We start from the raw sequence: 25,548 nt of genomic DNA on the forward strand, positions 1-25,548 counted from the left end.
AGGAAGCAAGCAATGATCTACCAAAGTCCTACAATTCAGGTTGAGTTACTCGAGGATAATATTGCCAAGCTGTGCTTTAACGCACCCGGTTCGGTGAACAAATTCGACAGAGAAACCCTCGCCTCGCTCGATGCGGCATTAGACAGCATCAAGCAAGATTCCAATATCAAAGCGTTAGTGCTGACCTCAAGTAAAGATACCTTTATTGTGGGCGCAGACATTACCGAATTTTTAGGCCTGTTCGCACAAGATGACGCCGTATTGCTCTCTTGGGTTGAACAAGCCAACGCAGTCTTCAACAAACTCGAAGACTTGCCTTTCCCTACTGCATCAGCAATCAAAGGCTTTGCCTTAGGTGGCGGCTGTGAAACCATTCTGGCAACCGATTTCCGTATCGCAGACACCACAGCCAAAATCGGTTTACCTGAAACTAAACTCGGCATCATCCCAGGTTTTGGCGGCACAGTTCGCCTGCCACGTGTGATTGGTGCAGATAACGCACTTGAGTGGATCACCACAGGTAAAGACCAACGCGCTGAAGATGCACTGAAAGTCGGCGCTGTTGATGCCGTGGTTGCACCACAAGCGTTAGAAGCTGCTGCGATTCAAATGCTGAAAGATGCTGTAGCTGAAAAGCTGGATTGGCAAGCGCGTCGTAACCGTAAACTGTCTGCGCTAACACTGCCAAAACTTGAAGCTATGATGTCATTCACCACAGCCAAAGGCATGGTGTTTGCGGTTGCGGGTAAACACTACCCTGCACCAATGGCTGCTGTAAGCGTGATTGAGCAAGCATCGACTAAGGGTCGTGCTGAAGCATTACAAATCGAACATCAAGCCTTTATCAAGCTGGCTAAAACTGACGTAGCTAAGGCACTTATCGGTATTTTCCTTAATGATCAATTTGTTAAAGGTAAAGCGAAGAAAGCCGGCAAGTCAGCAAAAGAAGTCAACAACGCGGCCGTATTAGGTGCAGGCATTATGGGCGGCGGCATCGCTTACCAAAGCGCCAGCAAAGGCACACCGATTGTCATGAAAGACATTGCCCAGCCAGCATTAGATTTAGGCCTCAATGAAGCCGCTAAACTGCTGTCTGCCCAAGTCGCCCGTGGCCGTTCAACGCCAGAAAAAATGGCCAAAGTGCTGAACAACATCACGCCTTCGTTAGATTATGCCGCGATTAAACACAGTGATGTTGTCGTTGAAGCCGTTGTTGAACATCCAAAAATCAAAGCACAGGTTTTAGCCGAAGTTGAAGGCTATGTGAGTGAAGATGCAATTATCGCCTCAAACACTTCAACCATTTCAATCAACTTGCTCGCTAAGAGCATGAAGAAACCTGAGCGTTTCTGCGGTATGCATTTCTTTAACCCTGTGCACAAAATGCCGTTGGTCGAAGTTATCCGTGGCGAGCACAGCTCCGAAGAAACCATCGCCTCTGTTGTGGCTTATGCCAGCAAAATGGGCAAGACCCCAATCGTTGTTAATGATTGCCCAGGCTTCTTCGTTAACCGCGTACTCTTCCCTTACTTTGCAGGCTTTAACGGCTTACTTGCCGAAGGTGGCGACTTTGCCGCAATCGATAAAGTGATGGAAAAACAATTCGGTTGGCCAATGGGTCCAGCTTACCTGCTCGACGTAGTCGGTTTAGACACAGGTCACCACGCCCAAGCTGTTATGGCTGAAGGTTTCCCTGATCGCATGGGTAAATCTGGTACTGACGCGATTGATGTGATGTTTGAGAACAAACGTCTTGGCCAGAAAAATGGTAAAGGTTTCTATGTCTATTCAGTCGATAGCCGTGGCAAGCCGAAGAAAGATGTCGATCCAACGAGCTACAGCCTATTGAAAGATGCCTTTGGCGAGTTAAAAGCATTCGAAGCCGATGACATTATTGCTCGTACTATGATCCCTATGATCATCGAAACCGTGCGCTGTTTAGAAGAAGGTATTGTCGCATCGCCTGCCGAAGCGGATATGGGCCTAGTTTATGGCTTAGGTTTCCCGCCATTCAGAGGCGGCGTATTCCGTTACTTGGATACCATGGGTGTCGCAAATTTTGTAGCCTTAGCAGACAAATACGCTCACTTGGGCGGTCTGTATCAAGTCACAGATGCGATGCGCACATTAGCAGCCAATAACGGTAGCTACTACCAAGCCTAATTAGCGGGAAAGGAATTTAATCATGAAACAAGCTGTTATCGTAGACTGCATCCGTACTCCGATGGGCCGCTCAAAGGCTGGCGTATTTCGTAATGTGCGTGCAGAAACTCTGTCTGCCGAACTAATGAAAGGTCTGTTGCTGCGTAACCCACAACTCGACCCAAACCTGATTGAAGACGTGATTTGGGGTTGTGTGCAACAAACCCTAGAGCAAGGCTTCAACATCGCCCGTAACGCTTCGCTATTAGCGGGCATTCCAAAGACCGCTGGCGCTGTGACGGTTAACCGCCTATGTGGTTCATCAATGGATGCTATCCATCAAGCTGCACGTGCGATTATGACTGGCATGGGCGACACCTTTATTATTGGTGGCGTAGAACACATGGGCCACGTGCCAATGAGCCATGGTGTCGACTTCCACCCTGGTCTTGCTAACAACGTGGCAAAAGCCTCTGGCATGATGGGTTTAACGGCTGAAATGCTGGGTAAACTGCACGGCATTACCCGTGAACAGCAAGATGCTTTTGCGGTACGTTCACACCAACGCGCTTATGCTGCGACGGTTGAAGGCCGCTTTGCCAAAGAAATCTATGGCATTGAAGGTCACGATGCTAACGGCGCCTTAATTAAAGTCCTGCAAGACGAAGTGATCCGCCCAGAAACTACCATGGAATCTTTGGCTGCACTGCGTCCCGTATTTGATCCAGTAAACGGTACTGTGACTGCTGGTACTTCTTCTGCACTGTCTGATGGCGCCTCAGCCATGTTGATCATGGAAGAATCTAAAGCGCGCGCACTTGGCTTGCCAATTCGTGCACGCATTCGCTCAATGGCGGTTGCAGGTTGTGACGCGGCTATTATGGGTTACGGCCCAGTGCCAGCCACGCAAAAAGCACTGGCTCGTGCCGGTATTACCGTTGCCGATTTAGATGTGATTGAACTTAACGAAGCGTTTGCTGCTCAGTCTTTACCTTGTGTGAAAGATTTAGGTTTAGCAGATGTGGTTGATGACAAAATCAACCTCAACGGCGGCGCAATTGCACTAGGTCACCCACTGGGTTGTTCAGGCGCTCGTATCTCTACGACGCTGATCAACTTAATGGAAGACAAAGACGCGACCTTAGGGTTAGCGACCATGTGTATTGGTTTAGGCCAAGGTATCGCAACCGTGTTTGAACGCGTTTAATTCGTTACTCGAATAATGGTCAAAGCCGGAACTTGTTCCGGCTTTTTTATGCCAAATTTTCTGCCAGCGTAAATATTAATATTTCTCATTTCTTCTGCTGTTCATTTGAAAATCAGTCCGTTATCAACTTAACTACAAGGGCATCACTGGCTATTGTGGACGACAACAGGCAAGCAATCATCAGCCAAATCTAGACAGTGTAGTGCAAGGATGCAATTCGTTGTTTTACAAGAGGAATGCCTGATGCTACAAACGGAACAGACCCTTTTCGAACAAATGCGGATCACTGAGCTGGAGATCGAGTCTCGTAAGGCGCTCTTCTCTTTTACTGGGGCGGACGTAAAGGCCCTGCAATCCTTTAAGCCCATCATTGAAGAAAACATAGATAAAATCGTCGATGACTTTTATGGCTTACAAACCAGCGTTTCAGAAATTGCGCTGCTGATCGGAGACTCAGACACCCTTGCCCGCTTACGTACCGCACAGAGAAGATATGTGCTCGATTTATTTAATGGTGTTTATGATCTTGAGTACGTAAACAATCGCCTGCGGATTGGGTTGGTCCATAAACGCATTGGTGTTGAGCCTAAGCTTTACCTGTCTGCGGTACACACGCTAAAAGAGCTTATCTACGCCGTGATCAACTGTTCAGTGCAAGATACACATCAAGGCGAATGTATCCGTGTCGCGATTGATAAACTGGTGCTGTTTGATGTCACGCTGGTATTTGATACTTATATTCGCAGCTTAGTATCCGAGATTGAGAACGCTAAGGATAAAGCCGAAAAATATGCCCAAAGCATGGAAAGCAAAGTCAAAGAGCGGACACAGCAGTTAGAAGAACTGTCGCAAACCGATCCCTTAACAGGCCTGCTTAACGTTAGGCATTTACAAGAAACGGCAACGCGCATACTCAGGGCCGCCCAAAGGCGTGCAGAACCCGTCAGCGTGATCTACTTAGACGTAGATGATTTTAAGTCATTCAACGACACCCAAGGCCATAGATCTGGGGATGAAGTACTGCGCGCTGTAGCAAAAGCGATTAAAGAAATCACTCGGGCCGAGGACCATTGCTTTAGATATGGTGGAGATGAGTTCTGTATCATTATGCCTAACTGCCGTGAAGAACAAGCTCGGGATAATTTCATCACTCGATTCAATCAAAAAATAAAACTCAGTTTAAACAATATTTCCTTAAGCTTTGGCATTATTGATACTGGACCCTACGAATATGAAGAAGCCAATAGCTTAATTCATAAAGCCGATCAGCGAATGTATAGCTACAAACGTGCATCCAAACAGCAGCAACAAACTATGGCGGCAGCAAATGATTTAGCACCTGAGAATAGTACCGCAGATGTCCATTCAATCTCTCAATCTCAAAGCGTTGATAAAGCCGTCGAGTAATTTTTAAACCCATTCGTCATCATGTTCCACGTGGAACATTCAATAGCTAACATTCGTATTGATAGAACACATCAATAAAACCAGATCACAAATTGAAACCGCCAACTTGGTTTATCATGGGGGCTAGAGTAACATTAGCTAATTCTGCTTAACCGTTCAGTAGAGGTAATATGAACGACGCTTTCTCAACCGCGCAGCATAGACTCGATGCTCTTGGTTTACGCTGCCCAGAGCCTGTAATGATGGTGCGTAAAACCGTAAGACAAATGGCTACCGGCGAGACACTGCTGATCATTGCCGATGATCCTGCTACGACGCGCGATATTCCAAGCTTTTGTGAATTTATGGATCACACCTTAATTGCCAGTGAAACCACACAAACGCCATATCAATATTTGATCAAAAAAGGACTTTAAGTCGTATTCGTTAACGACTTAATCATGAACAAAGGATGTGAGAAACTATGCCAAAACTGCTGGCGATTGCCTATAAAACTGTAAAACGCGGCCCAATGAATGAAGTTCTCTGTGCCAATGTCACCCAACTCAGTGGCGTAGAGAAAGATGTGTTTGGTCGCCCAGGCAAACGCCAAGTCACTGTGCTTTCTAAAATTCAGTGGCAACAGGCCTGCCATAGTATCGAGGCAGATTTACCTTGGACGACTCGCAGAGCAAATCTTCTGGTTGATGATCTCGTATTTAGCAGTGCCGATGTTGGTAAACATTTACAGATCGGCGAGTTGCGACTTGAAATAACGGGTGAGACCGACCCCTGTAAAAAAATGGAAATAGCACATGTCGGTTTAGAGGCCGCGCTCACGCCAGATTGGCGAGGTGGTGTAACCTGCCGAGTATTGAATGATGCCATGATCCACTTAGGCGATGAGATCACTCTGGTTATTCCAAGCTAATTTTATTCCCAGCTATTCAGCCACTCTTAGCAAAATATCCATACTCCTCAGTAAATAGAACCAAGTGACTTGGTTCTATTTCTGCTATGCCCGCTTTCTTATCCATATCGCCGTTACTTTTCCCTTCCCTCGGTCATCAATTGAAACAGTATTTACGTTTTCCTTCTTTCCTATTTATGCGATAACTAGACTGAGTATTAACAAAAGTTCATCTTAAAATTAATACCACTCAAGCAGTCCATAAGAACGATAACAGGAAGTGACATGTTGAAATCTAAACTGACCCCGCTTTATATCGCCCTCGCTCTAGGGATGAATACCCTCGCCGTTAACGCAGTAGAAACTAAGGAGGCCGAATGGAATGTTAACGCTCCAGCAAATGCGCCCTTAGAGCAAGTCAAAATTGATGTGAATGAAGGCACTTGGATGAACCTTAGTGTTAGTCCAGATGGCAAGCATATTGTCTTCGACTTACTCGGCGACATTTATCAAATCCCAGTATCAGGCGGTGAAGCTAAGCCATTAGCCCAAGGTATTGCTTGGCAGATGCAGCCCGTCTATAGCCCAGATGGCAAACACATAGCATTTACCTCAGATGCCGATGGCGGCGACAACATTTGGATCATGGATGCCGATGGCAGCAATCCACGAACTGTCACCCAAGAAACATTCAGGCTGCTAAACAGTCCCGCTTGGAGCCCTGACTCTCAGTATCTTGTTGCACGTAAGCATTTTACCGCCAGCCGCAGTTTAGGTGCGGGTGAAGTGTGGCTATACCACGTAGCGGGCGGCGAAGGCGTCAAACTAACTGAACGCCCAAATGATCAGAAAGATTTAGGCGAACCCGCGTACTCGCCCGATGGCCGTTATATCTACTTTAGCCAAGATGATACGCCAGGCAAAACATTCCACTATTCAAAGGACTCAGTTAACGGTATCTACAAAATCAAACGTTATGATACCCAAACCGGTGACATTGAAATTTTGATTGAAGGTACCGGTGGCGCAATTCGACCAACCCCGAGTCCTGATGGCACTAAGCTCGCCTATATAAAGCGCGATGATTTTAATTCGTCACTCTACCTGCTCGACCTCAAGTCTGGTGAAACCACTAAACTGTTTGGCGAACTAGGCCGTGATATGCAAGAGACTTGGGCGATTCATGGTGTCTATCCGACAATGGCATGGACTCAAGATAACAAGGATATTTTCTTCTGGGCGAAGGGAAAGATTAACCGCCTGAATGTTGCCAGCAAAACACTCACAGATATCCCCTTTAGCGTAAAAACTGAGTTAGCAGTACAACCCTCAGTGCGCTTTAAGCAAGATATAGATAAAGATGTTTTCGATGTCAAAATGCTACGTATGGCGCAGGTCTCTCCCGATGGCAGTAAAGTGGCCTTCGAAGCGCTGGGTAAGATTTGGTTAAAATCATTACCCGATGGAAAAATGTCGCGCTTAACTGAACTCAATAATGGGATTGAAGAACTGTATCCCCAATGGTCACGCGATGGCAAAAATATTGTTTTCACCACTTGGAATGACCAAGAACAAGGAACAGTGCAAGTCATTAGTGCCAAAGGTGGCAAACCTAAGCAGCTAACATCTGAGCCAGGAAAGTACGTAGAACCCACCTTTTCACCCGATGGTGAACTTGTGGTGTATCGTAAAACCCAAGGTGGTAACCTCACACCAAGAACTTGGTCGCAGGAGCCTGGACTATATAAAGTCGATATCAAAGGCAAACAAAATAAGAAAATCAGTGCCGATGGCTACCAAGCTCAATTCGGTGCCAATGCCGATCGCGTCTTTTTTATGAATAGCAGCGAAGATGAAACGCCACAGTTATCATCTATCAACTTAGATGGCTTCGATAAGCGAGTTCATTACAGCAGTAAGCATGCGACTGAGTTTAGGGTTTCACCCGATGGTGAGCAACTCGCCTTCGCCGAACGCTTTAAGGTTTGGGTGACTCCATTTGCTAAACACGGCGAAACTGTAGAGATTGGACCCAATGCCAACAATCTACCCGTAAGCCAATTGAGTGTCCGTGCGGGTGAAAGTATCAGTTGGAACAGTAAAAGCAACCAACTGTATTGGACGCTTGGCCCCGAACTTTATCAAGCCAAGGTTGATACTCAATATCTCAATAAAGATGAAAAGGCTCAACCAAGTATTATCAATTTAGGCTTTACCGAAAAGGCAGATGTTCCACGTGGAACAATCGCCTTCATCGGTGGCAAAGTAATTACAATGGAAAATGACCAAGTCATCAATAATGGCGTGGTCATAGTCAAAGACAATCGTATTGTGGCCGTAGGTGATGCCAATATCGCGATTCCAAAAGATGCACAGATCATCGACATCAAAGGAAAATCGATCATGCCAGGGCTATTCGATGCCCACGCCCATGGACCGCAAGCAGATGATGAAATTGTGCCACAACAGAACTGGGCGCTGTATTCTGGCCTTTCCTTGGGTGTCACCACGATTCACGATCCCTCGAATGACACGACAGAAATTTTTGCCGCTTCTGAACAGCAAAAAGCAGGACACATAGTTGGCCCACGTATTTTCTCTACTGGTACCATATTGTATGGTGCCAATGCGCCTGGCTACACATCGCACATAGACTCCCTCGATGATGCCAAGTTTCATCTTGAACGTCTGAAAAAAGTCGGGGCGTTTAGCGTAAAAAGCTACAACCAACCGCGACGTAACCAGAGGCAGCAAGTCATCGCTGCCGCACGTGAACTCGAAATGATGGTCGTGCCTGAGGGTGGCAGTTTGCTGCAACACAATCTCACTATGGTCGCCGATGGCCATACAACGGTTGAGCACTCTCTGCCAGTTGCGGCGATTTATAACGACATCAAACAATTCTGGAGCCAAACTAAAGTCGGTTACACTCCAACCTTAGTGGTCGCCTATGGTGGTATTTCAGGCGAAAACTACTGGTACGACAAAACTGATGTATGGGCACATCCACGCTTGTCCATGTATGTCCCCGCCGATATATTACAGGCGAGATCAATGCGACGCCCGCATGCTCCAGATGGCCACTACAATCATTTCAATGTTGCTAAAGTGGCTAACGAGCTCAATAAGTTAGGGGTCCACCCTAATATTGGCGCCCACGGTCAGCGTGAAGGTTTAGCGGCACATTGGGAAATGTGGATGTTCGCCCAAGGCGGCATGAGCAATATGGAAGTATTGAAAACGGCCACCATTAATCCTGCGACAACCTTTGGTATGGAACAACAGCTAGGCTCGATTAAAGAAGGTAAGCTCGCAGACTTAATCGTTATTGATGGTGATCCATTAGCCGATATTCGCGTTACAGATAAAGTCACTTATACCATGGTCAACGGTAAGCTTTTTGATGCTGAGACGATGAATGAGCTTAATGGGGATAAGAAAAAACGTAAGCCATTTTTCTTTGAGAAAATCTAAACTCTATCATCAAGGCTAGAATGGGAGATTCGCTTTCCTGTTTTAATTATTTGGATTAACCAGATATCACCAATAAAGATAAAAGCATGTTCCACGTGGAACATGCTTTTTTACATTTTGTGCATTGTTTATTGTGCATATGGACAAGAACTCAAATATTGCTATGAGTACTGTCCTACATCACATCAGCAAGATGAGCGATTACTGATGTTCGCAGTTATGCTGACCGGCACAGGAATCAACACAGGCCTGGTAGGAAATACACTCTACAAGGTGGTCATTCACCATACCCACCGCCTGCATAAAGGCATAACAAATTGTTGGGCCGACGAAATTAAATCCAAGCTTCTTTAACGCTTTTGACATGGCTTCAGATTCTGGCGTTTGTGCTGGAACCTGCGACATAGCAGTAAACTGATTCACTATGGGCTTACCCCCAACAAAGCTCCATAAGAATGCAGAGAAATCCTTCCCATCGGCAGTATAGGCCAAATATCCTTTGGCATTCTTGATGATAGAGTTCACCTTCAAGCGATTGCGCACTATGCCGGGATTCAACATAAGTTCCTCCACTTTCGCCTCATCAAAGCCAGCAATCACTTCTGGTTCAAAATTGGCAAAGGCCTGCTCATAGTTTTGCTGTTTCTTCAGGATCGTAATCCACGATAATCCGGCCTGTTGACCGTCTAAACACAACTTAGCAAACAGCTCCTTAGGATCATAAACCGGCCGCCCCCACACTTTGTCATGATACTCACGATACAAGGGATCATCACTTACCCAGCCACAACGGATCTCTTCCATGGTATATAACCTTATTGTTTTAATTAAGAAGGTAAAAAATAACCTACATAAGCAGATATCTACAAGGTATAATCGAACCCATTTTCTATTCAGGCTGACGGCAGTAGACAAGTAGACATGACGACAAAACACGACGTAAAAACATTTCAGGGTTTCATTCTCACCCTGCAGGAATATTGGGCACAGCAAGGCTGTGCAATCGTTCAACCTCTAGATATGGAAGTCGGCGCGGGAACATTCCACCCACAAACTTTCCTACGTTCTCTAGGGCCAGAACCTATGAGCAGTGCCTATGTGCAGCCATCGCGCCGCCCTACGGACGGTCGTTACGGTGAAAACCCTAACCGTCTGCAGCACTACTACCAATTCCAAGTCGTGTTGAAGCCTTCACCTGACAATATTCAAGAGCTGTATTTAGGCTCACTGCAAGCGCTGGGTATCGATACTCAAATCCACGATATCCGCTTTGTTGAAGATAACTGGGAATCACCAACACTAGGTGCTTGGGGCTTAGGCTGGGAAATCTGGCTTAATGGTATGGAAGTAACTCAGTTTACTTACTTCCAACAGGTTGGCGGCATCGAATGCAGCCCAGTCACAGGTGAAATCACCTATGGCCTAGAGCGTCTGGCTATGTATATCCAAGGTGTTGATAGCGTTTATGATCTCGTTTGGACCGATGGTCCACTGGGTCGCATCACCTATGGCGATGTGTTCCATCAAAACGAAGTCGAGCAATCGACCTATAACTTCGAGCACGCCGATGTAGACTTTATGTTCACCCTGTTCGATCAGTGCGAAAAAATGTGTCAGCATTTATTGTCACTGGAAAAACCTTTACCTCTGCCCGCTTACGAGCAAGTGATGAAAGCCTCGCACGCCTTCAACTTACTCGATGCCCGCCATGCAATTTCAGTGACCGAGCGCCAACGCTACATCTTACGCGTTCGTACTATGGCGAAAGCGGTCGCTGAATCTTATTATCAGGCACGCGAAGCGCTTGGCTTCCCAATGTGTAAGTAGAGGTAAAAACATGAATTTTGAAAACTTACTCATAGAGTTAGGCACAGAAGAGTTACCACCTAAGTCACTGCGTAAACTGGCTGAATCCTTTTTAGCTAACTTTACCGAAGAACTCACCAAAGCCGATTTAGCATTTAGCTCAGCAGTTTGGTACGCAGCGCCACGTCGTCTGGCGATTAACGTCACTGAACTTGCGCTTGCACAAGCCGACAAAGTGGTTGAGAAACGCGGTCCTGCCGTGAGCTCAGCCTTTGATGCTGAAGGTAAGCCAACTAAAGCCGCCGAAGGTTGGGCACGTGGTAATGGTATTACAGTTGAACAAGCCGAACGTTTAGTCACTGATAAAGGCGAATGGTTAGTCCATAACGCTAAAGTTGAAGGCGTCGAAACGAAAAGTTTGATCGCTGCTATGGCTCAACGTGCACTCGATAAATTGCCCATTCCTAAGCCAATGCGTTGGGGTAATAATAAAACCCAATTTATTCGCCCTGTGCACACCGCGACTATGTTGTTAGGCAGTGAGTTGATTGAAGGGGAATTGCTGGGTATCAAATCGGCACGCACTGTTCGCGGTCACCGCTTTATGGGACTCAAGCAGTTTGAATTAGCCCATGCTGATCACTACCTTGCCGACCTGAAAGAAAAAGGCAAAGTCATCGCCGATTACGAAAGCCGTAAAGCATTGATCAAAGCCGATGCCGAAAAAGCCGCCGCTAAGATTGGTGGTACAGCCGATATCGAAGATAGCCTACTTGAAGAAGTCGCCTCTTTGGTTGAATGGCCAGTGGTATTGACCGCCAGCTTCGAAGAAAAATTCCTAGCCGTACCGTCAGAAGCTTTGGTCTACACCATGAAGGGCGATCAGAAATATTTCCCAGTCTTTGATGACGCGGGCAAGTTACTGCCAAACTTTATCTTTGTGGCCAACATAGAATCAAAAGATCCTGCGCAAATTATCTCTGGTAACGAGAAAGTCGTTCGTCCACGTCTTGCCGACGCCGAATTCTTCTTTAATACCGATAAAAAACACACGCTGGAATCACGTTTACCTAGCTTAGAAACAGTCTTGTTCCAACAGCAGCTGGGTACATTAAAAGACAAAGTAAATCGTATATCTGCCCTAGCCGCCTTTATTGCAGAGCAAACTGGCGCGAATGCGGTTGATGCAGCCCGTGCAGGTTTGTTATCTAAAACCGATTTGATGACCAATATGGTGATGGAATTTACCGACACTCAAGGCACTATGGGCATGCATTACGCCCGCCTCGATGGTGAAACCGAAGCCGTTGCAGTTGCGATGGAAGAGCAATACAAGCCTAAGTTTTCTGGTGACACTGTGCCAAGTGCAGGTGTATCTTGCGCAGTTGCATTAGCAGACAAGCTAGATACTTTAGTCGGTATCTTTGGTATTGGCCAAGCTCCTAAAGGTGCAGCCGATCCCTTTGCCCTACGCCGCGCAGCAATTGGCGTACTACGTATCATAGTAGAAAACAAGCTACCACTTGATTTAGTTGTTCTTATTGCTAAAGCACAAGCACTGCATGGCACTAACTTAAGCAACGCCAATGCAAGCGATGAAGTGTTAGAGTTCTTAATGGCACGCTTCCGCGCTTGGTATCAAGATAAAGGCATTGGTGTTGATGTGATCTTAGCAGTGCTAGCACGTCGCCCAACACGCCCAGCTGATTTTGATAGCCGTATCAATGCGGTATCACACTTTAGAAGCCTAGAAGCTTCTAGTGCACTTGCGGCAGCGAACAAACGTGTATCCAACATTCTGGCTAAGGTTGAAGGTGCTTTACCGACAACGATCAATGCGAGTCTGTTAACTGAAGCCGCAGAACAAGCATTAGCGGCCAAGTTGAACGAGCTACAACCACTGCTGGCACCATTGTTTGCCAATGCCGATTACCAACAAGCCTTAACCTTGTTAGCTGGCCTACGTGAAAGCGTGGATCAGTTCTTCGAAGATGTGATGGTAATGGCAGATGATGAAGCGCTGAAAAACAATCGTTTAGCATTGTTGAATAATCTACGCGAGCAGTTCCTGCACGTCGCGGATATATCACTACTGCAATAATGATACTAAAGCTTTTAAAATTATCGCTTTATAAAAAACGCGCTCAATAGCGCGTTTTTTATTGTCCTGATTTCATAAGCTGCCCAATCAGAACTGCGTCAGTTTTTGATGTAAGCCATCAAATTGAGTTTGATCTAAGTTAACTTGCTGCAGTAAATTCGCCAATATTTCAGGAGACAATTGCCCTGCTTGATGCAGCATAGAAATCTCGCTGATCACATTCGCCCGCCATACCACAGCGGCGAGCCCAGCTTGCGGGCGCGAGTTCACACTTGCGAGCTTGTCTAATTCTGTTTCAAAGGTATTGGGTAGCCGCCAATGCTTAGCGAGCAATGAACTTAAGGTTAACGATTTCGTCGTCATCACTTGTCTAAATAACCCAGAATTAGGCTGCTCTCCCGGCTCCGCCTGCACAAACGCATCGAGGAGCATTTTGAAAATGGCCAGCTTGCCGACATCATGCAATAAGCCCAATAAAAAAGCCGTATCTTGATCTTCATCGCTTAACTCACTGGCGAGAAAGGCGACCTGCATCGAGTGGCGCCAAATTTCAGCGCCGAAACGACGAAAATAAATTGGCTTGATATCCAACATTTCACGCACTAGACAAGTGGTGACAAACTTTCTTAACTGTTCACGACCAAGCTGTACCAAAGCCTGTTGTAAACTGGTGATATCCTTATCGCTACGTTTAAACGCAGGGGAGTTACATAGCTTAAGTACCTCAATACTCAGTAAAGGATCTCGCTCAATAAGCGCTAATAGATCCTTTATATCAAACTGAGGATCGGCCAGCTTACGATCTAGCTCCAATACCTTTGACGGTAGCTTTAGCACTTTTTCGGCGATCACTTGTGGCGATGCCAATGCCTGCTCTATCTCCGCCATGACTCGACGTTCAAGATTATTAGCTACACCGCCAGTGTCCTTAACCCGTGTTGGAAACAACAAACTATAAAAGAGTGCGGCTAAATCCACAGATACCACACTAATGTCTTCGAGAGGTTTAGCTGGCTTTCGCGCAGGTTCAAGCGACTTACCTAAGTCAGTGGTTGAAAAACTTTTGGGCCTCTCAACCGTCGCTGTATCGCGAATATTAAAGAGCTTATTAAAAAGTGATTTAATCAAGAAGCATCAACCTGTCATTATAAATAATTGTTAAAAAGTCTGTTAAATATTGCCCATAATAAATCCATTTTGATCCGCTAAAGCTATATATAAACACGTTGCAGACATGCTAATGGCTTGCTTAAGTGTAACATATTCAATTCATTTCTGACGTCTACAATCCCGCTATTGCTGCCTTTATAAAGACAATCTTGGTTACAACTTGAAACCTCAAAAAACTTACATTCTTGCATCATTTAGCTGACAATATGTCCACCATTCATAAAGTGATACGTATTTCGTCTCCCTTTAAGTCATTCACGACATACTCGCCAGCTAACGACGGAATATTTGATGATCGAGGTAATAAAAGCGGGTGCACTAACCACAGTTCAAGATCTCGGACGCATGGGATACCGACATTTAGGTGTAACCCAAGCTGGCGCCTTAGATAGACCTGCCCTGTGTTTAGCAAACCGCCTATTATCAAACCCAGATAACACACCCGTATTAGAATTGACCTTCGGCCAATCGATTTTTTTGTTTAAACGCGACGCTTGGATTGCCTTAACCGGTGCCGATTTCGATGCTCGTATAGACAATAAGCCCATAGTTTGCGGCTGGCGTTACTCCATTAAGGCAGGGCAAAAACTCAGTCTTAGAGGGGGAAATAAAGGCATGCGTGCTTATATTGCCGTTGATGGCGGCGTTAAAGTACCGCTAGTGATGAATTCTGCCGCTACCGATTTATCCTCAGGTATCGGTGGATTTCATGGCCGCGCATTAGAAGCGGGCGATCGCCTGACCTTAGGTTCAGCTCATCCACTAAGAAGGCAAGTTGGCGCAATTCAAAAAAGTTGGGATGGGCATATTCGCGCACTCGCGACCAAGCACACTCAAGCCTTCTCGTTGAAATCTCAGCAAACATTCTGGCAAACACAGTGGCAACTTTCAGCTGAAAGTGATCGTGCGAGTGCAATACTCAAAGGTGATACGTTAACATTGGCAAAACCATTCCCTGTGCAATCACACACAGTCACGCCCGGAGTGGTTCAAGTCTCCGCTTCAGGGCAACCACTCGTGTTACTTGCCGATGCGCAGACCACCAGCAGTCATCCTCAAATAGCCGTGATTATTGAAGCCGATCTTTGGAAGCTTGCCCAAACTCGCCCAGGGCAAACAGTTAAATTCGAATTAGTCGACGATGAACAAGCCGCAACGGCGCAAGCAGAATGGCATGACTACTTCTATCGCTTACAACGCAGTCTAGGTTAACAGGCCGCTTCATCATCGCGGCCAAGAAACATCATCCCGCATTCCTAGCAAGCCACATTCGACTTCATTCAAATAGTCCCCACAATAATGCTAATCCGCACTTAGGTTCGGTGTAACTTGCTGGCTATAAAATAGTGCCACATCTTGCAATTGCTCAGAGCTTAACGCGCTGGCCTGTGCTTGCATCAAAGGATCGAGTCGTAAACCTACTTTAAAATCGACGAGCTGTTTATTGAGATAAGCGATTTTCTGTCCCTTCAAGTTTGGGAATTGCTTGGCCATAGCGATCACTGCATTACCATGACACGACTCACACTGAGCCGTAGCCAACGCCAGACCACGTTCACTATCTGCTTGATAAACCGCTCCAAAGACCTCTGCGGATAAGCCACATAGCGCAATAAAGCTTAAGATAAGAGCTTTCATTTAGTTTCCTTAGAGACAGAATTAACGAGCGAAGGCGGCAGGCTAGGTTCTAAGGGAAGACGCCTAAAAAGCGCCATATCCATTTCAGCTTGACCATAATAAGTGCTTAGATAACTCAAGGTCGGCTCCCAAGTATCCGACAAGTCCCACAGGCCTTGAGTGTCTACCATCCACTGCAGAGTCTCTTTCCAAAAGGCTTTATCGCCATGATTTTGCACGACTATCATGCTGGTATGGCAAGCATTACACTGATAATTCACTAACTCCCAGCCAGGAGCCATGATCAAACCCGATTTAGGGTCCACTGGATACTCAGCGGCTAGCGAAATACTGGATGCCACTAGCCCAAGAAAAATAAATAGCTTGTTCAGCACTCTCATTACACCACCCTAACGGCAATACGATGGCAACCATTAAACATATATCCCTTAGGATTCCATTGTGGCTGTACTACTGGCTGACTATCACCTTGATTATCTGTCGCTTTTGCCCAGATTTCATAATATCCCTGCGACGGTAATTGCAATTCAATCTTCCACTGCTGCCATGCGGCTACGTTTTTAGGTTTTTCTAACTCAGCGGTAAACCAGCGGGTTCCATAGTCATAACTCACTTCCACTTTAACGACTTCCCGCAATCCCGCCCAAGCATGGCCTGCGATGGCTATCTTCTGACCCACAGCTAATTCGGTTCCGGATTGAGGCTCGGTAATCAAGGACTTCACTATCATTTCTTCAATGATTCGGTAGTCTTTATTGTCAACGGACTCACCTGGCGCTATCGGATACTTAGGGAGTTGATACGCTGGCGCTTCCATTTTATGTCCATCATGCACTTTATTGCGCACACTGATCCCCGTCGCCGCTTTTTGCGAAACGGATCCCGGCCGGCCACCAAACACAATACGTAAGGGATATCCATGTAGATAAGGAATGTCCTCACCGTTCATCGACCATGCAATGAGTCCAAGCTCTTCGAGCGCCGCCTTTATTGGCACACCGCGTGAAATCGCCTCACCTTTACCACTCAAATGCCGATCAACACCGTGATGACCCGTGTAAACAGCATCGGCTTTAATACCGCAATCCTTAAGCACGTCACTCACTAACACACCCGTCCACTCGGAGCAAAATACCCCAGCATTATTCCATTGATTGCCTTTAGTGCTAGGAAAGAAGCCTGAACGGCTATTGCCACCACATTCAATCAGTAACTGTAATGTATAATGCTTAAAGCGGCGCTTGAGCTCATCGATTGTGTAGGTTTTCGGGGTAGCAACGGACTCGCCATCCACTTTAAAAGTCCAAGTCTTAGCATCAAGCGCCTTAAAATCAGGCACTATGCCATTCCAACGGATAAATGAGGCATCTGCTGGCGTCACAGCAGGAGCAAGTTTATGCTCCGGTGGAAACGCATTCAGTGGATGAGTGTTTAATACTTTGAAATAACTCGGCAACTCCTCTGCCTTAGTCCAAGTTAATGCTGATATATCCAGAGGAGTGACGGCTGCGGGAAGCAGATCGGCAAATACCCACTTAACGGGTAAAGCTGATAACACAGACGTCGCTACCGCTCCTTTAATAAAAATCCGACGATTAAGATCCATGTTATTTGCCCTTTCCGAGGTAAAAGTAATCCGCCATCTGCTGCATATCAGCCTCGCTCAACAATTGGGCGACTTTAGTCATAGTGGGATCTTGGCGATTTCCCGTCTTAAAGGCTCGAAGCTGCTTCAACAGGTAATCCGAGTTTTGCCATCCAATGTTAGGAATATGCTCAAAACGACTCACGCCAGACTCGCCATGGCAGGCCTTACACATGTTCAATAACTTATTAGCCTCATCGGCGTTTACCACAGCTGGTAACATTAATATCAGCACGCTCGCCGGATAGATCACTCGAAGCCACATCCACAGTTCTCATCAGTTAGTCTTCATCCCGACGAGTTCCATCGAACGAAGTAATTAAGATATGCTTAAATTATCCCAATGCGGTGAGTGGTTTAAATTCAATAAAAGTGATTCGAAAGCTCAAGAGAAATGACGCGTATTAGCGGATGTAGAAAGGGTAAAATATTCATTAGTCATAGGTGAAATGAGCCCATATAGTAGCTTTGCAGAAACACTCGGCATTTCACTCAAGGACAAACAATGGATCTTTATATTGGCAATAAAAACTACTCTAGCTGGTCACTGCGGGCTTGGTTAATGGCCGCGAAATCTGGCGTGCAGTTCAACGAAGTATTACTGCAACTCGATACCGACAGCTTTTATCAGCAACTAAAAATCATTTCGCCGACGTTAAAAGTACCGACATTAGTCGATGGCGATATCACGGTATGGGATTCACTCTCGATTTGCGAATACCTCAACGACACCTATCTTGCCGGTAGTGCATGGCCGCAAGATCCTAAACAAAAAGCCAAGGCTAGATCGATTGCCAGTGAAATGCATTCTGGCTTTAATGCCGTGCGTAACGCTCTACCAATGAACATACGTGCGAGCCGTTATGTTGAGCTCACTGATGCGGTCCGCAAAGACATTGAGCGCATCGATGCGATTTGGTCAGCACAAATGGCCGAGTTCGCCCCATCACATGCGGAAGGTACTTGGTTATTTGGCCAATGGTCGATTGCCGACATGATGTTTGCGCCTGTGGTCATGCGCTTTCTCACCTACGGTGTTGAAGTCTCGCAGGCAAGCAGTGCCTATATGCAGCATGTGATCAGCTGTCCGGAAATGCAGGCGTGGATGAGTGCGGCTAAAGCTGAGACTGAAATTGTTGCAGCTGATGAAGCGGGTATTGATCGATAGAAGAGATAAATCATAGAAATAAAAAAGGGAAAGCCTTGGCTTTCCCTTAATCATTCACGTACTAACACGCATTGCGCATCTAGCACTACACGTCTAAGTTAGCCACGTTCAATGCGTTCGCTTCGATAAACTCACGGCGAGGTTCAACTTGGTCACCCATCAAACAAGTGAACAACTGATCGGCACCCACGGCGTCATCAATCGTGACTTGCAACATACGGCGTGATTCAGGATCCATTGTAGTTTCCCACAATTGCTCAGGGTTCATCTCACCCAATCCTTTATAACGTTGAATGTATAAGCCGCGTTTGGCTTCAGAAATCGTCCAATCTAGGGCTTCAAGGAAGCTTCCGACCTCTTTAACACGTTCGCCGCGTTGTACATAGCCGCCTTCTTCAATCATGCCATCCAAGGCCGCACCTAACTTACCGATACGTTGATAATCGCTTGATTGGAAGAAGTCATAAGTAAACAAATAGTTAGTATCGATACCGTGTTTACGAATGGTGATCTTAGGCAGATACACTTTACGCTCAGGATCGAGAATCGGCTCAGCAGAATACAGTACGCCGCTGCTTTCCATTTCCACCAGCTCATGGATAAAGGCATCGATCCACTCTTTCATCTTGCCTTCATCGGCCAACATATCGTTGGTGATCATTGGGTGGTAAAGCATACGGTTAGTAATGTGCGTTGGATAGCGCTGCTCTAAACGGGCAACAATGGCTTCCACTTCACGATACTGAGTCACTAAACGCTCTAACGGCTCACCTGACATACCAATCGCACCTTGAGTTGGGTACACAATAGTGCCATCCAATGCTTGAGTCGTGAGATATTGAGTCAATGCTGGCTCGTCTTTCAAATACTGTTCTTGCTTGCCCTTTTTCACTTTAAATAGTGGTGGCTGAGCAATATACACATAACCACGTTCAATCAATTCAGGCATTTGACGGAAGAAGAAGGTCAACAGCAAGGTACGAATGTGCGAGCCGTCGACGTCAGCATCCGTCATGATGATGATGTTGTGATAACGGGTTTTATCTGGGTTATATTCGTCGCGACCAATACCACAGCCAAGCGCCGTGATCAGTGTGGCCACTTCTTGAGAAGACAACATCTTATCGAAGCGGGCTTTCTCAACGTTTAGAATTTTACCTTTCAGTGGCAGAATCGCTTGGTTTTTACGGTTACGTCCCTGCTTAGCGCTACCGCCAGCAGAGTCACCTTCCACTATGTAAATTTCTGAAAGACCAGGATCTTTTTCTTGGCAATCGGCCAGCTTACCTGGCAAACCACCTAAATCGAGTGCGCCTTTACGACGGGTCATTTCACGGGCTTTACGCGCCGCTTCACGGGCACGGGCTGCATCGACAATCTTACCGACAATCAACTTAGCATCGGCTGGGTTTTCCAGCAGATAATCGTTCAGCTTCTCACCCATGGTTTGTTCAACCGCGGTTTTCACTTCACTAGAAACCAGTTTATCTTTGGTTTGCGAGCTGAACTTAGGATCAGGCACTTTAACAGAGATAACGGCAGTCAAACCTTCACGGGCATCGTCGCCAGTCGCGCTAGTTTTGCCTTTCTTGTTATAGCCTTCGTTTTCCATGTAGCTGTTGAGGTTACGTGTCAACGCACTACGGAAACCGACTAAGTGAGTACCACCATCACGCTGTGGAATGTTGTTGGTAAAACAGAAAATATTTTCTTGATAACCGTCATTCCACTGCATAGCCACTTCAACGGTAATGCCATCTTCACGCTCTTGCATAAAGTGGAATACGTCTTTGTTGACGGGGGTTTTATTACGGTTCAAATAATCTACGAATGCGCTAATACCGCCTTCGTATTTAAAGAATTCATTCTTGTTGTCACGTTCATCAACCAGACGAATACCTACGCCTGAGTTAAGGAATGACAGTTCGCGCACGCGCTTTGCCAAAATTTCAAAGTGAAACTCGACATCGCTAAAGGTATCTTCACTTGGCCAAAAACGGATCTCGGTACCGGTTTTAGTCGCATCACCAATCTCTTTGATTGGCGCATCAGGCACACCGTGAGTATAAAACTGCTCGTACACTTTGCCTGCACGACGAATAGTCATTTGCAGCTTTTTAGATAAAGCGTTTACAACCGATACACCCACACCGTGGAGACCGCCAGACACTTTATAGGAGTTATCGTCGAACTTACCGCCGGCATGCAATACCGTCATGATAACTTCTGCTGCCGATACGCCTTCTTCCTCATGGATAGAGACCGGAATACCACGGCCGTCATCCTTAACAGAAACCGAACCATCGACATGGATAGTAATGGTAATATCGCTGCAGTGGCCGGCTAAGGCTTCATCGATAGAGTTATCGACTACTTCGAACACCATATGATGTAGACCCGTACCGTCGTCGGTGTCACCAATATACATCCCAGGTCTCTTACGTACTGCATCAAGGCCCTTAAGGACCTTAATACTCGAAGAATCGTAACTATTCTCTGACATATTATTCTCTCAATGGTTATTCAATTACCGTTACACGTCCCTGTTCCACATGAAACATCCTACTGGGAGGCGTGTGTAACGAATCGACTATTGCAGCAGGATCGATGGCGGTCACAAAAACTTGTGCTCCGGTATCCGTTAACTGCTTAAGCAATAGCTGCCTATGCTGTGCATCCAACTCGGACGGAAGATCATCCACAAGATAAATACTGTGTTTATCTATTTGTTGTTTGAGCAACTTTCCCTGTGCAATACGCAGTGCACAGACTAATAATTTCAATTGACCACGGGACAGGGCATCCTGCGCCGGCAAAGTGCCTACACGAAGTCTAAGGTCAGCTTTATGGGGACCGCTGACGGTATGACCTGTGGCCAAATCTCTGGAATATTGGTTTTCGAGTAGTTCTGCAAAATCCGTTTTACTATCCCAGCCGCGCGTAAATGAAACCTTCACATCTACACTCGGTAAAAACTCCCCGATTATACCCTTAAGTAGCTCATTTAACGAGTCTACATAATGGTTTCGTATTTCTGTAACCTGCTCGGCATAACGCACAAACTCTTGGTCCCAAAATTGAATATTACTGTAGGCTGAGCCATTTCTAAGTAATTGATTTCTTTGTTTAAGAACGCGGCGAACATTCGTCCAAGCGCCATAAAACTGTGGGTCAGCATGAAATGCGCCCCAATCGATAAATTGTCGACGGGATTTTGGGCCTTCAAACAGTAAAGAAAAGCTTTCAGGAGTGATCACTTGAATAGGTAACGTTTCGGCTAATGTCGACAGACGTTTGACTTTTTCGCCGTCGATTCTCACTTCGGTCTCACCACTACGAAATCGGCGCAAACCGATTTTGCTGTCACCGCGCGCTAAATTTAAGGTCGCAAAGAGTGTTAACTTATCGTCGTCGTTATTAATCACTCGTTGGGATAAATGGCTGCGAAACGAACGCCCCATACCGAGGAAATAAATCGCCTCAAGAATACTGGTTTTGCCGCTGCCATTTTGGCCATAAATCAAGTTAATCCCAGGTGCGGGGATTAACTGTGCGGACTGAATGTTGCGAAACGCTTCGATATTGAGACGGGTCAGGCTCATGCATTACTCATTAAGCCGCGTAAACGGCGAAGGCAAGGATTCATAACACTTAACAGGCAACTCAATCGCTGCCACAGGCTAAGGCTATCGGTAAATGAGTGAAGGAATGGCCAATGCTGCGTATTAAACACTACGCCGCCGTTAAGCGGCATAGACATCGAAGACAGAGGTACAAACACGGGTAACGTAAAAATCGATGGTTTATAAGCGCATCGGCATAACCACATACATGGAATCTTCTTCCAAATGGTTTTCGATTAAGGCGCTGGAGTTACCATCAATGAGCGTGATACGCACATCATCGGACTTAAGGTTGTTGAGCACGTCGAGTAAATAACTGACGTTAAAACCAATTTCTAAGGCTTGGTTGTTGTATTCCACATCGATGATCTCTTCCGCTTCTTCCTGTTCAGGATTGTTAGCGGTGATCTTAAGCAGACCATTTTCGAGTTGAATACGCACACCACGGAATTTTTCGTTAGATAAAATCGATGCGCGGGTCAGCGCTTGCTTCAGGTGATTACGACTCGCAATCACTATTTTATCACCGCCCTTTGGCAATACACGGCGATAATCAGGGAAGCGGCCATCAACTAATTTACTGGTAAATACAGTGTTAGCCGTAGTGGCACGAATGGCATTATCACCAATGGCAATCGCGATATCGAGATCGTCCGACTCCAATAAACGCGCCATTTCCATTACGCCTTTGCGTGGAACAATGACTTGTTTTTCAGGTAATTGTGCTTCAATCGTGCGGTGACTTAAGGCCAAACGGTGGCCGTCGGTCGCAATCGCGCGCAACACATTACCTTCAGTTTCAAACAATAAACCGTTGAGGTAATAACGCACATCTTGGTTAGCCATAGAAAATTGCGTTGAGTCGATAATCGACTTCAATACGCCCTGCTTCAAGCTAAATTCAATCTCAGCTTGGAAGGCTTCAACGTTGGGATATTCTTCTGCGGGCAACGTCGCTAAGGAAAAACGGCTACGACCTGAACGCAGCAACCATTTATTATCTTGTTGCTCGACTTTCAGCTCGCTTTGTTCTGGCAAAGACTTAACAATATCGAGCAGCTTTTTAGCCGGAACCGTAGTACGACCTTCTTCGATATCACCGTGAACCACAACTTGGCCCACAAGTTCGACTTCTAAATCTGTTCCGGTCAGCTTAAGTGAGTGACCACTTACTTCTACAAGGAGATTAGACAAAATGGGCAAATTATGGCGTCTTTCTACCGCACCACACACCAATTGCAACGGCTTTAATAGGGCATCCCTATCAATTGAGAATTTCATAGTGTCCAAATTCCTTGTTTTAAGAAGATAAGGTTCTAATCAAATTAGCATAATCTTCTTTAATGTCGTGGCTCTCTTCCCGTAGCTGAGCAATCTTACGACAGGCATGCAACACTGTGGTGTGATCTCGACCACCAAAAGCATCACCAATTTCCGGCAAGCTTTGGTTAGTTAATTCTTTAGATAACGCCATTGCCACTTGTCTAGGCCGCGCGACACTGCGTGAACGGCGCTTAGACAACATATCAGCCATCTTGATCTTGTAGTATTCAGCTACGGTTTTCTGAATATTGTCTATAGTGACTAATTTTTCTTGAAGTGCCAAGAGGTCACGCAAAGCTTCACGAACAAAATCAATGGTAATTGGTCGACCAGTAAAGTTAGCGTTAGCGATAACGCGGTTTAACGCCCCTTCTAGCTCACGCACATTTGAACGTAAACGTTTAGCAATAAAGAAGGCCACTTCATCGGGCAAGTTAATGCCACTCTCTTGGGCTTTACGCATCAAAATCGCCACGCGGGTTTCTAACTCTGGTGGCTCAATCGCCACGGTTAAACCCCAACCAAAACGCGATTTCAATCTGTCTTCAACACCGTCGATCTCTTTTGGATAACGATCTGAAGTCAAAATAATTTGGTGATTCCCCTCAAGCAAGGCGTTGAAGGTATGGAAGAATTCTTCTTGGGATCTGTCTTTATTGGCAAAAAATTGAATATCATCGATAAACAAAGCATCGACGCTACGGTAGTAACGTTTAAATTCTTCGATCGCATTGTTTTGCAGCGCTTTAACCATGTCTTGGACAAAACGCTCGGAATGCATGTAAACCACTTTGGCATTCGGATTATTTTTAATGATCCCGTTACCGACAGCGTGCAACAAGTGAGTCTTACCCAAACCTGTTCCGCCATATAAGAATAATGGGTTATAAGCACCACCTGGATTTTCAGCCACTTGCAACGCCGCAGCCTTACCTAATTGGTTCGACTTACCTTCTACGAAGTTATCAAACTGGTAGCTAGGATTGATGTTACTGCGGTGATTCGCGTTCGCCATCGGCTCGGCTTGGACGTTAAACGTCGTGCCTACAGTCGCTTTAGTTTGGGTATTTGCTACACGAGTTGGCGCTATAGGTGCTGGCACACTTGGCTTTTTCGCCGAAGGACGACTACCAATATCGAAACGCAATTTAGGTGCATCGCTGCCCATCTGCTCAGTAAAGAACTGATTAATGATATTGATGTACTTATCTCTGACCCAATCAAGCACGAAGCGGTTGGGCGCATAAAGCACCAGAGTATCTCCATCCATTTCGGCTTGTAACGGTCTGATCCACATACTGAACTGCTGAGCAGAAAGCTCATCTTGCAATCGTCCGATACATTGTTGCCAAAGTGAAACAGCCACTTAGTTATCCCCAAAAGATCATCAAAAAAGAGGTGTATTCTATAGCGAGATCTCAAGGATCGCTATCCTTAAAAAATATTTATCCCCAGCGAGATCATTCTGTGTGGATATCCTCGATCATCAAAGATCCAAAACGATCCTTTTATTCTGCACTATCCGCAAATCCTGCTTTATTAAGCGATCCACATTGATCTATAATGGCGCCCCTTCGATCGGCTCGAAGATCCCCTGCACTACTATATGTAGTGTCCGTACACAGAGTTATCCACATCTTATGGTGTATTCTGGGGATTGATCAAAGGATACGCTGGCAGAAATAAAGCACTTACTTACTTTCGTTGTTGACGTGACTAAGTATTGTGATTACAATTCGGCCTCTTTTTTGCCCTTACCTCTATCCTAGAGATAAGGATATGTTCACTAATTAACAAAGACGGATTGCCATCATGAGTAAACGTACTTTTCAACCTAGCAACCTGAAGCGCAAGCGTTCTCACGGCTTCCGCGCTCGTATGGCTACTGTAGGCGGCCGTAAGGTGCTTGCACGTCGTCGTGCGAAAGGTCGCGCTCGTTTATCTGCTTAATAAGT

21 protein-coding genes are annotated in these 25,548 nt (G+C 46.0%); 11 read left to right on the forward strand and 10 right to left on the reverse strand.

All coding sequences use genetic code 11. The annotated features are described in order from the left end of the window. Positions 1 to 12: 12 nt before the first annotated feature. From fadB to AC5YB3_RS11670, 6 genes are all read left to right on the forward strand, one after another. Positions 13 to 2,163 carry a fatty acid oxidation complex subunit alpha FadB gene (gene fadB / locus AC5YB3_RS11645; protein WP_494527154.1) on the forward strand — a complete coding sequence of 717 codons (2,151 nt, stop codon included), beginning with the start codon at positions 13 to 15 and terminating at the stop codon, positions 2,161 to 2,163. Between the two features lie 22 nt (positions 2,164 to 2,185). Beyond that, positions 2,186 to 3,349: an acetyl-CoA C-acyltransferase FadA gene (gene fadA, locus AC5YB3_RS11650; protein WP_006083808.1), complete on the forward strand. Its 1,164-nt coding sequence runs from the start codon at positions 2,186 to 2,188 to the stop codon at positions 3,347 to 3,349. A 243-nt stretch (positions 3,350 to 3,592) separates the two neighbouring features. Then, complete coding sequence (locus tag AC5YB3_RS11655) at positions 3,593 to 4,756, forward strand: diguanylate cyclase domain-containing protein (RefSeq protein ID WP_006083809.1); 1,164 nt, start codon at positions 3,593 to 3,595, stop codon at positions 4,754 to 4,756. Positions 4,757 to 4,926: 170 nt separating this feature from the next. After that, positions 4,927 to 5,172 carry a sulfurtransferase TusA gene (gene tusA, locus AC5YB3_RS11660; protein WP_259512326.1) on the forward strand — a complete coding sequence of 82 codons (246 nt, stop codon included), beginning with the start codon at positions 4,927 to 4,929 and terminating at the stop codon, positions 5,170 to 5,172. A 47-nt stretch (positions 5,173 to 5,219) separates the two neighbouring features. After that, positions 5,220 to 5,666: an MOSC domain-containing protein gene (locus AC5YB3_RS11665; protein ID WP_311891274.1), complete on the forward strand. Its 447-nt coding sequence runs from the start codon at positions 5,220 to 5,222 to the stop codon at positions 5,664 to 5,666. 264 nt (positions 5,667 to 5,930) lie between these two features. Beyond that, positions 5,931 to 9,119 (forward strand): amidohydrolase family protein, encoded by a 3,189-nt coding sequence (locus AC5YB3_RS11670; protein ID WP_494527155.1) that lies wholly within the window; start codon positions 5,931 to 5,933, stop codon positions 9,117 to 9,119. Positions 9,120 to 9,320: 201 nt separating this feature from the next. Here AC5YB3_RS11670 and AC5YB3_RS11675 read toward each other — a convergent pair whose 3' ends face one another. Continuing rightward, entirely contained in the window at positions 9,321 to 9,923 is a 603-nt protein-coding gene (locus AC5YB3_RS11675; protein ID WP_006083813.1) for a DNA-3-methyladenine glycosylase I, read from the reverse strand. Between the two features lie 117 nt (positions 9,924 to 10,040). Here AC5YB3_RS11675 and glyQ point away from each other — a divergent pair, with 117 nt between their 5' ends. Both glyQ and glyS read left to right on the forward strand, forming a co-directional pair. Next, positions 10,041 to 10,946, forward strand: a complete 906-nt coding sequence (gene glyQ / locus AC5YB3_RS11680) for a glycine--tRNA ligase subunit alpha (protein WP_006083814.1) — start codon at positions 10,041 to 10,043, stop codon at positions 10,944 to 10,946. A 10-nt stretch (positions 10,947 to 10,956) separates the two neighbouring features. Then, positions 10,957 to 13,026, forward strand: coding sequence for a glycine--tRNA ligase subunit beta (glyS, locus tag AC5YB3_RS11685; RefSeq protein ID WP_494527156.1), 2,070 nt, complete (start codon positions 10,957 to 10,959; stop codon positions 13,024 to 13,026). Positions 13,027 to 13,113: 87 nt separating this feature from the next. Here glyS and AC5YB3_RS11690 read toward each other — a convergent pair whose 3' ends face one another. Further along, positions 13,114 to 14,154, reverse strand: coding sequence for an HDOD domain-containing protein (locus AC5YB3_RS11690; protein WP_494527157.1), 1,041 nt, complete (start codon positions 14,152 to 14,154; stop codon positions 13,114 to 13,116). Between the two features lie 333 nt (positions 14,155 to 14,487). On the opposite strand from AC5YB3_RS11690, the gene AC5YB3_RS11695 reads away from it, so the two are divergent. Beyond that, positions 14,488 to 15,408, forward strand: a complete 921-nt coding sequence (locus tag AC5YB3_RS11695; RefSeq protein ID WP_259564060.1) for a 5-oxoprolinase subunit C family protein — start codon at positions 14,488 to 14,490, stop codon at positions 15,406 to 15,408. 90 nt (positions 15,409 to 15,498) lie between these two features. Here the strand turns inward: AC5YB3_RS11695 and AC5YB3_RS11700 are convergent, their stop codons facing one another. The 4 genes from AC5YB3_RS11700 to AC5YB3_RS11715 are packed head-to-tail and all read right to left on the reverse strand — an operon-like array spanning position 15,499 to position 17,744. Continuing rightward, the gene (locus AC5YB3_RS11700; RefSeq protein ID WP_494527158.1) at positions 15,499 to 15,834 is read right to left on the reverse strand and encodes a c-type cytochrome; all 336 of its coding nucleotides are present in this window, start codon (positions 15,832 to 15,834) and stop codon (positions 15,499 to 15,501) included. After that, complete coding sequence (locus AC5YB3_RS11705; RefSeq protein ID WP_494527159.1) at positions 15,831 to 16,214, reverse strand: cytochrome C; 384 nt, start codon at positions 16,212 to 16,214, stop codon at positions 15,831 to 15,833. The genes AC5YB3_RS11700 and AC5YB3_RS11705 overlap by 4 nt, the downstream gene beginning before the upstream one ends. Further along, on the reverse strand, positions 16,214 to 17,440 hold the full coding sequence (locus AC5YB3_RS11710) for a sulfite oxidase (RefSeq protein ID WP_494527160.1): 1,227 nt from the start codon (positions 17,438 to 17,440) through the stop codon (positions 16,214 to 16,216). Before AC5YB3_RS11710 ends, AC5YB3_RS11705 begins: the two co-directional genes overlap by 1 nt. A gap of 1 nt (position 17,441) precedes the next feature. After that, positions 17,442 to 17,744, reverse strand: coding sequence for a c-type cytochrome (locus AC5YB3_RS11715; protein ID WP_226060067.1), 303 nt, complete (start codon positions 17,742 to 17,744; stop codon positions 17,442 to 17,444). 240 nt (positions 17,745 to 17,984) lie between these two features. On the opposite strand from AC5YB3_RS11715, the gene AC5YB3_RS11720 reads away from it, so the two are divergent. Beyond that, a complete protein-coding gene (locus tag AC5YB3_RS11720; RefSeq protein WP_226060068.1) occupies positions 17,985 to 18,647 on the forward strand; it encodes a glutathione S-transferase family protein in 663 nt (220 codons plus the stop codon). Between the two features lie 85 nt (positions 18,648 to 18,732). Here the strand turns inward: AC5YB3_RS11720 and gyrB are convergent, their stop codons facing one another. The 4 genes from gyrB to dnaA form a co-directional block, all read right to left on the reverse strand. Then, positions 18,733 to 21,150 (reverse strand): DNA topoisomerase (ATP-hydrolyzing) subunit B, encoded by a 2,418-nt coding sequence (gene gyrB / locus AC5YB3_RS11725; RefSeq protein ID WP_006083823.1) that lies wholly within the window; start codon positions 21,148 to 21,150, stop codon positions 18,733 to 18,735. A 16-nt stretch (positions 21,151 to 21,166) separates the two neighbouring features. Then, on the reverse strand, positions 21,167 to 22,249 hold the full coding sequence (recF, locus tag AC5YB3_RS11730) for a DNA replication/repair protein RecF (protein ID WP_011845334.1): 1,083 nt from the start codon (positions 22,247 to 22,249) through the stop codon (positions 21,167 to 21,169). Positions 22,250 to 22,450: 201 nt separating this feature from the next. Beyond that, entirely contained in the window at positions 22,451 to 23,551 is a 1,101-nt protein-coding gene (dnaN, locus tag AC5YB3_RS11735; protein WP_006083825.1) for a DNA polymerase III subunit beta, read from the reverse strand. Positions 23,552 to 23,570: 19 nt separating this feature from the next. After that, positions 23,571 to 24,959 (reverse strand): chromosomal replication initiator protein DnaA, encoded by a 1,389-nt coding sequence (gene dnaA, locus AC5YB3_RS11740; protein WP_006083826.1) that lies wholly within the window; start codon positions 24,957 to 24,959, stop codon positions 23,571 to 23,573. Between the two features lie 446 nt (positions 24,960 to 25,405). Here dnaA and rpmH point away from each other — a divergent pair, with 446 nt between their 5' ends. After that, positions 25,406 to 25,543 carry a 50S ribosomal protein L34 gene (gene rpmH, locus AC5YB3_RS11745; RefSeq protein ID WP_006083827.1) on the forward strand — a complete coding sequence of 46 codons (138 nt, stop codon included), beginning with the start codon at positions 25,406 to 25,408 and terminating at the stop codon, positions 25,541 to 25,543. Positions 25,544 to 25,548 lie beyond the last annotated feature (5 nt).

This window comes from Shewanella sp. 1311, assembly GCF_059338235.1.

Excerpts from the sequence above, each read along its gene's own strand:
- AC5YB3_RS11665 (WP_311891274.1), top strand. The coding sequence starts at position 5,220 with ATGCCAAAACTGCTGGCGATTGCCTATAAAACTGTAAAACGCGGCCCA.
- AC5YB3_RS11720 (WP_226060068.1), top strand. The coding sequence starts at position 17,985 with ATGGATCTTTATATTGGCAATAAAAACTACTCTAGCTGGTCACTGCGG.
- gyrB (WP_006083823.1), bottom strand. The coding sequence starts at position 21,150 with ATGTCAGAGAATAGTTACGATTCTTCGAGTATTAAGGTCCTTAAGGGC.
- glyS (WP_494527156.1), top strand. The coding sequence starts at position 10,957 with ATGAATTTTGAAAACTTACTCATAGAGTTAGGCACAGAAGAGTTACCA.
- AC5YB3_RS11695 (WP_259564060.1), top strand. The coding sequence starts at position 14,488 with ATGATCGAGGTAATAAAAGCGGGTGCACTAACCACAGTTCAAGATCTC.
- AC5YB3_RS11705 (WP_494527159.1), bottom strand. The coding sequence starts at position 16,214 with ATGAGAGTGCTGAACAAGCTATTTATTTTTCTTGGGCTAGTGGCATCC.
- recF (WP_011845334.1), bottom strand. The coding sequence starts at position 22,249 with ATGAGCCTGACCCGTCTCAATATCGAAGCGTTTCGCAACATTCAGTCC.
- tusA (WP_259512326.1), top strand. The coding sequence starts at position 4,927 with ATGAACGACGCTTTCTCAACCGCGCAGCATAGACTCGATGCTCTTGGT.
- AC5YB3_RS11655 (WP_006083809.1), top strand. The coding sequence starts at position 3,593 with ATGCTACAAACGGAACAGACCCTTTTCGAACAAATGCGGATCACTGAG.
- glyQ (WP_006083814.1), top strand. The coding sequence starts at position 10,041 with ATGACGACAAAACACGACGTAAAAACATTTCAGGGTTTCATTCTCACC.
- AC5YB3_RS11710 (WP_494527160.1), bottom strand. The coding sequence starts at position 17,440 with ATGGATCTTAATCGTCGGATTTTTATTAAAGGAGCGGTAGCGACGTCT.
- AC5YB3_RS11675 (WP_006083813.1), bottom strand. The coding sequence starts at position 9,923 with ATGGAAGAGATCCGTTGTGGCTGGGTAAGTGATGATCCCTTGTATCGT.
- fadB (WP_494527154.1), top strand. The coding sequence starts at position 13 with ATGATCTACCAAAGTCCTACAATTCAGGTTGAGTTACTCGAGGATAAT.
- AC5YB3_RS11700 (WP_494527158.1), bottom strand. The coding sequence starts at position 15,834 with ATGAAAGCTCTTATCTTAAGCTTTATTGCGCTATGTGGCTTATCCGCA.
- AC5YB3_RS11670 (WP_494527155.1), top strand. The coding sequence starts at position 5,931 with ATGTTGAAATCTAAACTGACCCCGCTTTATATCGCCCTCGCTCTAGGG.
- AC5YB3_RS11715 (WP_226060067.1), bottom strand. The coding sequence starts at position 17,744 with ATGTGGCTTCGAGTGATCTATCCGGCGAGCGTGCTGATATTAATGTTA.
- dnaN (WP_006083825.1), bottom strand. The coding sequence starts at position 23,551 with ATGAAATTCTCAATTGATAGGGATGCCCTATTAAAGCCGTTGCAATTG.
- rpmH (WP_006083827.1), top strand. The coding sequence starts at position 25,406 with ATGAGTAAACGTACTTTTCAACCTAGCAACCTGAAGCGCAAGCGTTCT.
- fadA (WP_006083808.1), top strand. The coding sequence starts at position 2,186 with ATGAAACAAGCTGTTATCGTAGACTGCATCCGTACTCCGATGGGCCGC.